Annotated in this window: 9 protein-coding genes; 8 read left to right on the top strand and 1 reads right to left on the bottom strand. The window is 38.7% G+C overall.

The features are described 5' to 3' along the window. The first annotated feature begins 385 nt into the window (after nucleotides 1-385). The 8 genes from BUC45_RS03530 (at nucleotide 386) to BUC45_RS03495 (ending at nucleotide 9,404) form a co-directional block, all read left to right on the top strand. A complete protein-coding gene (locus tag BUC45_RS03530) occupies nucleotides 386-2,584 on the top strand; it encodes a DNA topoisomerase III (RefSeq protein ID WP_296970389.1) in 2,199 nt (732 codons plus the stop codon). A gap of 582 nt (nucleotides 2,585-3,166) precedes the next feature. Continuing rightward, on the top strand, nucleotides 3,167-3,766 hold the full coding sequence (locus BUC45_RS03525; RefSeq protein ID WP_296970386.1) for a GntR family transcriptional regulator: 600 nt from the start codon (nucleotides 3,167-3,169) through the stop codon (nucleotides 3,764-3,766). Beyond that, nucleotides 3,766-4,458: a GntR family transcriptional regulator gene (locus BUC45_RS03520; RefSeq protein ID WP_296970385.1), complete on the top strand. Its 693-nt coding sequence runs from the start codon at nucleotides 3,766-3,768 to the stop codon at nucleotides 4,456-4,458. The genes BUC45_RS03525 and BUC45_RS03520 overlap by 1 nt, the downstream gene beginning before the upstream one ends. A 447-nt stretch (nucleotides 4,459-4,905) precedes the next feature. Continuing rightward, nucleotides 4,906-5,805 carry a L(+)-tartrate dehydratase subunit alpha gene (ttdA, locus tag BUC45_RS03515; protein WP_296970383.1) on the top strand — a complete coding sequence of 300 codons (900 nt, stop codon included), beginning with the start codon at nucleotides 4,906-4,908 and terminating at the stop codon, nucleotides 5,803-5,805. Continuing rightward, nucleotides 5,802-6,410, top strand: a complete 609-nt coding sequence (gene ttdB, locus BUC45_RS03510; RefSeq protein WP_296970381.1) for a L(+)-tartrate dehydratase subunit beta — start codon at nucleotides 5,802-5,804, stop codon at nucleotides 6,408-6,410. The genes ttdA and ttdB overlap by 4 nt, the downstream gene beginning before the upstream one ends. Nucleotides 6,411-6,460: 50 nt before the next feature. Next, entirely contained in the window at nucleotides 6,461-7,483 is a 1,023-nt protein-coding gene (locus BUC45_RS03505) for a TRAP transporter substrate-binding protein (protein ID WP_296970378.1), read from the top strand. 87 nt (nucleotides 7,484-7,570) lie between these two features. Next, on the top strand, nucleotides 7,571-8,089 hold the full coding sequence (locus BUC45_RS03500; RefSeq protein WP_296970376.1) for a TRAP transporter small permease: 519 nt from the start codon (nucleotides 7,571-7,573) through the stop codon (nucleotides 8,087-8,089). Nucleotides 8,090-8,129: 40 nt separating this feature from the next. Then, nucleotides 8,130-9,404: a TRAP transporter large permease gene (locus tag BUC45_RS03495; protein WP_296970375.1), complete on the top strand. Its 1,275-nt coding sequence runs from the start codon at nucleotides 8,130-8,132 to the stop codon at nucleotides 9,402-9,404. Nucleotides 9,405-10,094: 690 nt separating this feature from the next. Here BUC45_RS03495 and BUC45_RS03490 read toward each other — a convergent pair. Further along, a complete protein-coding gene (locus BUC45_RS03490) occupies nucleotides 10,095-11,024 on the bottom strand; it encodes an AraC family transcriptional regulator (RefSeq protein WP_296970373.1) in 930 nt (309 codons plus the stop codon). Nucleotides 11,025-11,219 lie beyond the last annotated feature (195 nt).

Below are 11,219 nucleotides of genomic sequence, written 5' to 3'. Positions count from 1 at the left end.
AATAATAAATAATATGATTGCAGCCGCCATAAAACCCAAAGTGGTAGAATCAAATATCTTACTTAACAATTCTCCTTTCCCTCCCTTGTTTTTTAACGACAAATTGTAAAACAACTTTTAGTTGTGATACATAGTTTTCAAATGCAGCATAAGCAATTGACCCAAATTTTGTTATAACTAACAGGTTTATAGTAACTAACATATATATGTTAGTTACTATAATACTAGCACGAATTATCAAAAAAATCTATCATCAATTATATAGTATGGGCGGTCATCGACCAACCGCTTATATCTCGCCTTTTATGATATAATAAAAAAAGGTTAGTTATGCTGTTAAAATTAATAATCATCCCCGACGAGGGGAAGCGGAAGGTTGAGATTTGTGAGTAAAACACTGGTATTAGCTGAAAAGCCATCGGTAGCAAGGGACATAGCCAGGGTTATGAATTGCGGGAAAAACGGAAATGGTTATCTTGAAGGGCAAAAGTATATCATAACTTGGGCTTTAGGCCATCTGGTTACTTTGGCCGAACCTGAAGCCTACGGCAATAGGTATAAATCTTGGCGGATGGAGGATTTGCCTATACTGCCCAAGGATTTGAAGCTGGAGATTATCAAGCAGAGCAGAAGGCAATTTAATATAGTTAAAGAACAAATGAACAGAAACGATGTGAATAGTATCGTTATAGCCACTGATGCAGGGCGGGAAGGCGAACTGGTGGCAAGATGGATAATAAAAATGGCCAATGTCAAAAAGCCCATTAAACGCTTGTGGATTTCATCGGTGACCGATAAAGCCATAAGAGATGGATTCAATAATTTAAAAGACGGCAAACAATATGAAAATCTTTATGCATCGGCAGTGGCCCGAGCCGAAGCAGATTGGCTGGTGGGTATCAATGCCACCCGGGCTTTGACTTGTAAGCACAATGCACAGTTATCCTGTGGGAGAGTACAAACACCGACATTGGCAATGATTGCAAAGAGGGAAGAAGAAATTCAAAACTTTAAGCCTAAAGATTTTTACGGCATCACTGCTACCGTAGGTAATTTGAAACTGGTATGGCAGGATAGCCAAACAAGGGATATAAGGACCTTTGATAAGGGTAAAATCGATAGAACCCTGGCATCTCTGAGAGGTAAAAATGCTGAGGTAATTGATGTAACTAAAACGCTGAAAAAAAGTTTTGCACCACAGTTATACGATTTGACGCAGCTTCAAAGGGATGCAAATAAAATTTTCGGGTTTTCCGCAAAGGAAACCCTATCTATAATGCAAAGACTATACGAAAACCACAAGCTGCTGACATATCCCCGGACTGACTCCAGGTTTATCACAACAGATATAGTGGCTACGCTGGAGGACCGGGTTAAAGTCTGCGGAGTCGGGCCTTACAGGACGGCGGCTTTTAAGATTAAACGACCCATAAAAGGCAACAAAAGCTTTGTGGATAACGGAAAAGTAACTGATCACCATGCTATCATACCTACTGAACAGCCGGCTTTTTTGGATTCCTTAAGCGAGAATGAAAGAAAAATATATGATCTCGTAGTAAAACGCTTTTTAGCGGCAATGTATCCACCTTTTGAGTATGAGCAAACCACCATAAAAGCTAAAATCGGTACAGAGATATTCATCGCCAAAGGGAAAACTGTTATAGCTTTAGGATGGAAAGAGGTTTATGAAGGCTTTGACGATGAATCCTCGGAAGATGAGAACTTAAATGATGGAATTTTTGAGCAAATGCTACCTACCATGAGTAAAGGTGACATCCTAAAGATAACTTCTATTTTTCAAACTCAAGGACGAACAAAGCCACCGGCTCGATTAAATGAAGGAACTTTGCTTGCGGCCATGGAAAACCCGGTAAAATACATGCCCAAAGAGAACAAGGATTTGATTAAGGTAATTGGTGAAACGGGAGGTATAGGGACTGTTGCCACACGGGCCGATATAATAGAAAAGCTCTTTAACAGTTTCTTGATTGAAAAAAGAGGTAAAGATATCTTTATTACCTCCAAGGGTCGGCAGCTATTGGACCTAGTTCCTGAGGAACTCAAGTCTCCAGCTCTGACTGCTCAGTGGGAACAAAAACTAAGTGCCATTGCTCAAGGTGCCCTTAAAAAAGACACTTTTGTAAATGATATGAAAAATTATGCTAAAAGAGCAGTTCAAGACATCAAAAACAGTGAAGACAAGTTCAGACATGACAATCTCACCCGAAGCAAATGCCCCCAATGTGGGAAATACATGCTGGAGGTCAATGGTAAAAAGGGCAAGATGCTTATCTGCCAAGACCGAGAATGCGGATACAGAGAGAAGCTGAGCAAAGTAACCAATGCCAGGTGCCCCAATTGTCATAAAAGACTGGAGCTACATGGAGAAGGGGAAGGTCAAATCTTTATATGCAACTGTGGTTATAGAGAAAAACTTTCGGCTTTTAATGAAAGAAAGGCAAGCGAAGGCAATAATAAGGTTTCAAAAAGAGATGTAGCAAAATATCTGCAAAAACAGAAAAAGGACGAAGATAAACCCATTAATACCGAATTGGCTGATGCTCTAGCCAAGCTTAAACTTTAGATTTTAAAATTTCAAGATTTCCTTCACATATAATCTCAGATTTAATACACAGGAAACCTTATGGTTTAACCGGGCTTGGAGCTTGACCTAAGTTTATAATCCTATTTTGTTTTAACACATGATAAACGAATTCTTTGGTACTACATACATGAACATTATTTCGTGAAGCGCTGCCTGCATTTTGAATTACCTCCTTCATTGACGCGATATGTTTCCATGACTCTAAGATAGTCCGTACCATTGTTTTTAATAAGTTCTATAAACATTTGCGCTAAATGCAAGTTAAAATTGGGTTAAACCATAAAAACGTGGTTTAAAGAATTGAACCGTTAAATATTGCTATTAAAGAATAGAAATTCTTTCGATATTGGCAAAACCATTTTATTAGAAACTGTAAGAAATACAAAACATGGCGGGTATTCATGAGTTCCATTTAATCAAAAAGTTGGAAGCTACTCTATCATGTTTATCCCACAGAACTGGATATTAACTATTATCATTGTTACTTGCATTGGAAAACCTACCATGATACGATAATAATAAACAAATTGCAGATGTAACGCAACCAGGAGGAGAAAGACTTTGAACTATCAAACAGCAGGGGAACAGGTCGCAAATATTTTACGAGAAAAAATACTAAGCGGAGAAATACCTGATAAAACGAAACTAACTCAAAATTGGATATCGAGCCAGCTCTGCGTATCACGCATACCTATCCGAGAAGCATTGCATCGTCTGGAATTCGAATGTTTAATCGAGCGGCTAGACAATCGTCATACAAGGGTTTTAGGTGTCAGTGAAGATATGATAATATCTAGGTTCCGCTTTCTTGCTGCTCTGGAGAGTGAAGCGGCCATTTGCATTTCCAAGCTAAAGGATAATTCTGTAGACATAAGCCAACTAAGGAAATGTGCTAGCGCAAAAGCTTCACCAGAAAATGAACTTTTGTTTCACAAAAAATTATTCCAGTTGTCAGGAGATCGCTTTTTAAATCATGTATATCTCCTAATGGGGGAACCCGTATTGGAGATATTATTAAAAAACTGGCGAAATTCGGTGGATAGTGCTTTTTCCCATCTAGCTGAAATAGTATCTGAGATAGAACAACGAGATGAATCTAAAATTCATCTCGTTGTCAAAAGGTATTACCATACATTACAATTAGAAATGAGGTTTGGATAATGATTAAATTAAAACCAATAAAGCTATTGCCAGCCCGCGAGCGTGTAGCATCGTCGCTGCGCAAGGCAATCATAGCTCAGGACATGGTGGAAGGGGAACAAATAACCCTAGATACTATTGCAGGCCTACTAGGCGTATCAAAAACGCCGGTGCGCGAAGCATTACAAATGCTGGAAAACGAAGGCTTGATAAGGCTTGTGCCTAACAAAGGAGCTATTGTTCTCGGGATAACTGAACGCACGGTAAGGGAGCATTTTCAAATTAGAGCTGCGCTTGAAAGCGAAGCAGTTGCAATTGTCTGCGAAACTGGAGCAGACATAAGCGACATAAGGGATATAGTATGCCAGTCGGAAGAAGTGATTGCGAACTCTGAGTTGGAGGAATACAGCAATCTCAATCAAGCTTTTCATGTTGCCATATGGACGGCGTCAGACAATTTACGTATGAAGAAAATGTTGTCTGTTATGTGGAACGGATTGTCTATGAGATATATGGAAACGCTAGAGGAATATGCTGTCAAATCATTCTCTGAGCACAAAGAACTTTTCTCCAAAATTGAGCAGAGAGATACCGAGGGAGCGAGATTATTGATGCGGCAGCACATCGAACGTAGCATGAATGATATGTTGACTAATATTAAATCCAAAGACAGTCCTATTAGCGGAAATAAAAAAAATAAAACTGTTATCTAAGTTTAGACGTTAAAATACAATCATTGATACCCTGACTTTTACAGTTTAACAAACATGAAAATAGCTACAAATCCAGTATTTATATCGATTTATGGCTGTGCTGCTTTTCATGATATCATGGCAAATTGCGATATTTTGGTGTTTGCTAAAGCCTCATAAATTTTCAACTATCAAAAAAATTAGGACAAATTTCGCTAAAAAATTAAAAATTTTTAAAATAAAAATAACCCTAAAATGCAGTGAGTGACCGTGCTTCGGGGATTAGGTGCTAAAAACAACTGAAAAAATACGGTTTAGGCGTTGACGCACAATTGTCCGTATGATATACTTATCCTAACAATTGGATACATTATCAAATATAAAATATTAAATATTATACATACAATAGTTTGATATGCCAATTGTTTTAGAAAAATAACAAAATTATAACAAGGAGGGAAATGTCTTATGGACAGAGCAAAGCAAGTTCAAGAGATGACAGAAACCATTGCCAAATTTATAGCGTATTTTGGAAAGGTTCTGCCGGATGATATTCAAAAAAAGTTAAAAGAGTTAGAAGAAGCAGAGGTCAATCCGATAGCCAAACTGACCTATGAGACGATGTTTCGGAATCAAGAGTTGGCGTTAAAGTTAAACCGCCCTAGCTGTCAAGACACAGGTGTTATACAGTTTTTTGCTCGCGTAGGAACAAAGTTTCCACTCATCGATGACTTACCTGAAATATTCAAAAATTCCGTTTTAATCGCAACGAAATGTGCGCCATTAAGGCACAATGCAGTGGAGACCTTCGACGAATACAATACAGGCTGCAATGTAGGCTATAGGGTTCCTTCTATCGATTGGGAGATCATACCCAACAGTGACGAACTTAATTTAGACATTTATATGGCTGGCGGTGGATGCTCATTACCTGGAAGGGGAATGGTGCTTATGCCCAGCGCAGGCTACGAAGGTGTCACGAAATTTGTCTTGGATATAATGACTTCTTATGGACTGAATGCATGCCCGCCGCTGCTTGTCGGTGTAGGTATTGCTACATCAATTGAAACAGCTGCTGTACTGTCTAAAAAAGCGCTGATGCGCCCATTGGGGACCAAAAATCCAAACGAACGAGCCGCCATGATGGAAGAGGAACTTGAACGCGGCATAAATGCAATAGGTTTAGGGCCACAGGGCTTATCAGGTAACAATTCGGTAATGGGAGTACATATTGAAAATGCTGCAAGGCATCCTTCTACCATAGGCGTTGCTGTCAACACAGGATGTTGGTCACATAGGCGTGGCAACATTATATTTCATTCTGATTTCTCCTATACGATCACTTCGCACAAGGAGGCAATAATATGAAAAAAATACTTAATACCCCTGTATCAGACGCTGATTTAAAAGATATACATATTGGCGATGTTATTTATCTTAATGGTCATATCGTTACCTGTCGCGATGTAGCACATAGACGGCTTATTGAGTTAGGCAGAGAGTTACCTATAGACATTCGCGGTGGCGCAATTTTCCACGCTGGGCCTATTGTTAGGAAAAACGATGAAGGTAAATATGAAATGGTTTCCGTTGGTCCTACTACAAGCATGCGTATGGAGAAGTTTGAAAAAGAATTCATCGAGAAGACTGGTGTCAGAGTTATCGTTGGTAAGGGCGGAATGGGTAAAAACACCGTTGATGGCTGCGTAAAATACGGGGCTATCCATTGTGTGTTCCCGGCTGGCTGTGCGGTACTTGCGGCTACCCAGGTAGAAGATATCGAACATGCTGAGTGGATGGATTTAGGAATGCCGGAAACTCTTTGGGTTTGCAGAATTAAGGAATTCGGACCACTGATCGTATCCATTGATACTTATGGCGAAAATTTGTTTGAAAACAATAAGATCGAATTTAACAGGAGAAAAGATGAACAGTATGATATTATAAGTAAAAAAGTAAGATTTATCAAATAAAAACTTGATAATAAATAGTAAATCTAAAAAAATAAGGGGGTAAGGTAATTATGAAGAAGGTCAATTATATATGTATTGCGTTGCTTCTTGTGCTATCGTTGACAGCATGCACGAATACGGAGTCTACCACGGTTGACACACCCTCAACCGACGGTATTCCGGCTAAAGAGATCGTTCTTTCACTTAACCATGTCGGTGCTACAGATCATCCTTACCAGACAGGAGCCCTTAAATTTGCAGAACTGGTAGAGGAGTATACTGGAGGTTCTGTTAAAGTTGACGTTTTTCCAGCATCTCAGATTGCATCTGGTGCAAAAGCAATTGAGTTTGTTCAGGTTGGTACTCTGGATATAGCTTTGGAGTCTACAATGGCATTTTCCAACTTCGTTGCAGAAATGGGTGTGCTTGATATGCCATACTTATTCGCAAATAAGGAAGAAGCGTTTAAGGTTATTGATGGAAAGGTAGGTCAAAGGCTGAGCGAAATTGCTGAGCTAAAGGGCTTTAAGGTTCTCGGATGGTGGGACAATGGGTTCCGTAGCATTACCAGTACAAAGGGTAGTATTGAGAAACCCGCTGATCTGGTCGGCTTAAAAATCCGTACACCCGAAAGCCAGGTTTTTCTTAAAACATTTGAGACCCTTGGAGCAATTCCAACTCCCATGGCAGTATCCGAGGTGTTTTCTGCACTGCAGCTCGGCACGATAGATGCTTCCGAAAACTCGGATTCCAACAATATCAGAAACAAATATATTGAGATCTGCCCATACTATTCGGTTACCAAGCACATTTATACCTTTGAACCTCTTATTATGAGCTTGGACAGATTTAACTCGCTCACATCCGACCAACAGGAAGCAATACTTAAGGCCGCCAAGGAAGCCGAAGAGGTACAGCGGCAAGCATCTCTTGCAATGGATGAAACGAATATGGATACAATTAGGGCGGCAGGAGTAACGCTAAACATTGTCGAGGATATTTCTGAGTTCAAAGCCGCATGCCAACCGGTATATGATTCTATCCCGGAATTCAAAGAGTATTTAGACATGATAGAGACTGCTAAGGCAAATTAGGGATAAAGCAGTATTAGAATCTATTATTATGAAGGGGCGAAGAATTAAATTCGCCTCTTCACACGCTCATAATAGGAGGTTTTTAAAATGATTGAACGCATTGAATCCGTCCTTAAAAAAATCGATGTAATATTTGAATGGATGATTGTCCTAATACTGGGCGGAATGACGTTATCGATATTTTTTCAGGTGATATTTCGTTACGTATTTAAGAGTCCTGTTGCATGGACTGAGGAGCTTGCAAGATTCCTTTTTATCTGGATGACTTTTATTGCTAGCTATACTGGGGCTAGGAAAGGCTCACATATTGGAGTGGAGGCGCTACAAAAAGCGTTGCCACGAATCGGCGGGAAAATACTGAAGATACTTTCCAATCTTATTAATACTGCATTCTTCTCAGTAATCGTACATTATACCATTTTGTTTTGGCCTAAGCTGATGATTCAGATTTCTCCGGCTCTTGGACTTCCTATGGCATTTGTATATCTTTGTATGATTATCGGTCCTGCATTTATGGCATTCTGGTATTTCATATTAGCAATCAAAGAGTTAACAGAGGTGTCAGAGCAGAAGCAAGTCGAGGAGGATATGCAATGCAATTGTTGAAAAAGCTAAAACATAGGCAAGCTGAGGAGGTAGATAAAAAATGAGTACAACAGCATTGTTATTCGGGAGCTTCTTTTTACTAATGGCTATAGGAGTACCAATTGGCGTCAGCTTAGGATTCGCAGCAATATTGGCAATCGTATTTGGCATTAACGTACCACTGGTCATTGTTTCACAAACCATGTTTAATGGTATAAATTCTTTCCCGCTTATGGCGATTCCGTTCTTTATCCTTGCGGGAAACCTTATGAGTGCAGGTGGTATATCAAAAAAACTAGTGCAGTTTGTTAACTTGTTTTTTTCTCGTTTTAGAGGTGGGCTTGCGATGGTATCAATTGGAGCTTCTATGATATTTGCAGCAATTTCAGGCTCGTGCCCGGCCACAACTGCCGCTATTGGTGGCATTATGGTTCCAGAGATGGAAAAGAACGGTTATGATAAATCCTTTACTGCTGCTACCGTAGCGGCAGCTGGTACGGTTGGGCAGGTTATCCCGCCTAGTATACCTATGGTAACATACAGTGTTTTAGCGGGCACCTCGGTAGGCACGCTGTTTCTTTGCGGTATAGGCCCTGGAATACTAATGGGAATCTGTATGATGATTGTTGCTTATATATACGCAAGAAGGCATAATATACCAAAAGTCAAAGTCGAGATCACTGTTAAGCAATTATTACTTACCATTGTCAAAAGCCTTTGGGCGCTTATCATGCCTGTTATAATATTGGGAGGCATTTACTCGGGCGTTTTTACACCCACAGAAGCAGGTGCAGTCGCTGCAGTATACGGACTGATTGTCGGATTGTTTATTTATAAGGATCTTAAAATAAAAGACTTGCCAAAGGTGATTTGTGATTCTGCAGTTTCGGCGGCTGTGATTATGCTCATTATGGCAACAGTTGCCACATTTAGCTATGTGCTAACTATAGAACAGATTCCGCAGAAAATTGCAGAGGTTCTCTTGTCGATTACATCAAATAAATATGCTATTCTGTTTATGTTCAATATTATAGTGTTAGTCGCGGGTTGTTTTCTCCAATCTTCCGCAGCCATTGCTCTTCTGACTCCGATATTGTTGCCCGTTATGACAAGCGTTGGAATAAGTCCATACCTTGTTGGTATAATTTTCATCGTAAATATGGGGATTGGTATGATTACGCCGCCAGTCGGTTCCTGTTTGTATGTGGCATGTAACATTGCCAATATAGAGTTTGAAGTGCTCGTAAAAGCTATCGTACCATACATAATTGCGTTAATATTTGCATTAATGCTAGTTACCTATGTAGAACCAATAAGCATGTTCTTTATAAGGTGATATTAAATGTGAATCAAGGTGCATTCACATAAGAATGTGTACCTCTCCTCCACGCTTCTTCAAATCTAAGCCACGAAGAAACGGCATGCTCTCTGATGTGGCTGTGATAGGTAAGGAGTATCAAGGAACTTGCCTTGCACAGCTTGGAAAGAGATACAAACTGCTCAAGAAAACGTATCCGGCTTATGGTAAAACTGTGAGTGAACACTTACTACGATATTACTGCAGATCTATTAAGTCTAACAATCTGGAAGGAAAGTGAGTTCATGGTTTACGCTGACAATTGTACAAATATTAAAGTGCACAAGATTAGTGAGGTTGAAAAAGGGCGCTGCGTATCTAAAAAAAAGATGATGCAGAGGCAGGGGCCAACATCTTGAGACGTAGTATATTATCTTTGATTCAACTGACCTATGGCATCCATACTGACATAAGACTCCAAATCATCAGCGAACTTAAAAAACTCAAAAGTAGTTTAGGTAAAGCGCAATTTATGTAACCATAGTTTTATTCTTCCTTATAAACAAAAAATCTCCTGTAATCTCAATGATATACAGGAGATTTTTGTATGTTGAACTGTTAAACTCGGGGTAAAAAAGATAATGAACTATGTAAAAATAATATTGTAATCTTTCATATTTAAGCTATTAGCTTACAATGCCTGTATCTTGCCTTGATTATCTAAATTTTTCAAAAAAATACATATTCCCTCAACTTCTTATAAAGTAATTCATTATCCCTAGTACAGTAGCGAAGTTTCTCGTGCCCTTTCCGAGGTTCTATTTTTTTAGCTTTTGCCCTATATTCTGCCGGATACATGTGGAAAATTTCTTGAAACATGCGATTGAATGTTTTTAGATCTGGAAAGCCATTCTCAATCGCTATTTCTGTCAGATTTTTATCCATATCATCTAGTTCAAATACTGCATTCTGGAAACGTACGCGAGTCAAATATTTATAAAAATTGATACCTAAATTATCTTTAAAAAAGGTTGAGACATAAGTTCTATTATATTTCGAAACCCTCGCCAGATCATCCAAAGTAATTTTGTTTTTATAGTTGCGATTGATATACTTCATTATATTACGAATTGCACGATTTCTGCTTTCATCTCTTCTAGAGATCATCGGAACTATTTCATGCGGAAAAAAACGAAATAGCACAGAGAGCAGCATTTCCAATGACGCTTTTGCTGTTATATGTGAATACGGACTATCACACATAGCTGCATTTAGTATCTCGAATATGAAATACCGGATTTTGCAAAATTCCGGATTCCACTTTGTATTTTTGTTGGAAATGCAGTGAAAACGAAATTCCTCACCTTGTTCCATATATTTGCCTAAACTACTAGCGGAAAATTTAAATGCCAGTGATATAGTTCCATTTTCCATCGCAAAAGATCCATGACCCTCATTTCTGTTTATCAAAATTACATCATCAGATTCCACAAGATATATTTTTCCTTCACGAGTATACTCCGCCTTACCCTTCAATATGACGTTTATCTCGTAATCTGTCTCATGCCAGTGAAAAGTGTATCGTGATAATTCGTGCGCATAAATGTTTAAAAAAATATTTTCGTTTTGCCACCTTAAATCAAAGCAAGCATAATCCACAAATTTTCTCCCCCAATACTACGTTTCTTTACTTTTAAAAAATTATATTTAGTATACCATATCTATATATTTACCACGTGTAAATTATTTAGGTAATTTTAGGCCTATATTAGAGATTATCATGATAGATTTTATCCGGCAATGCCAGCTTATGCGCCTAGAAGAATAAAAATAAGCTATAAAATATTTAGATTT

The sequence above is a fragment of the Tepidanaerobacter sp. EBM-38 genome (assembly GCA_001896545.1).
GTDB lineage: Bacteria > Bacillota > Thermosediminibacteria > Thermosediminibacterales > Tepidanaerobacteraceae > Tepidanaerobacter.
Note: the sequence above shows the minus strand (reverse complement) of the source record. Positions and strands in the feature narration are given on the sequence as shown.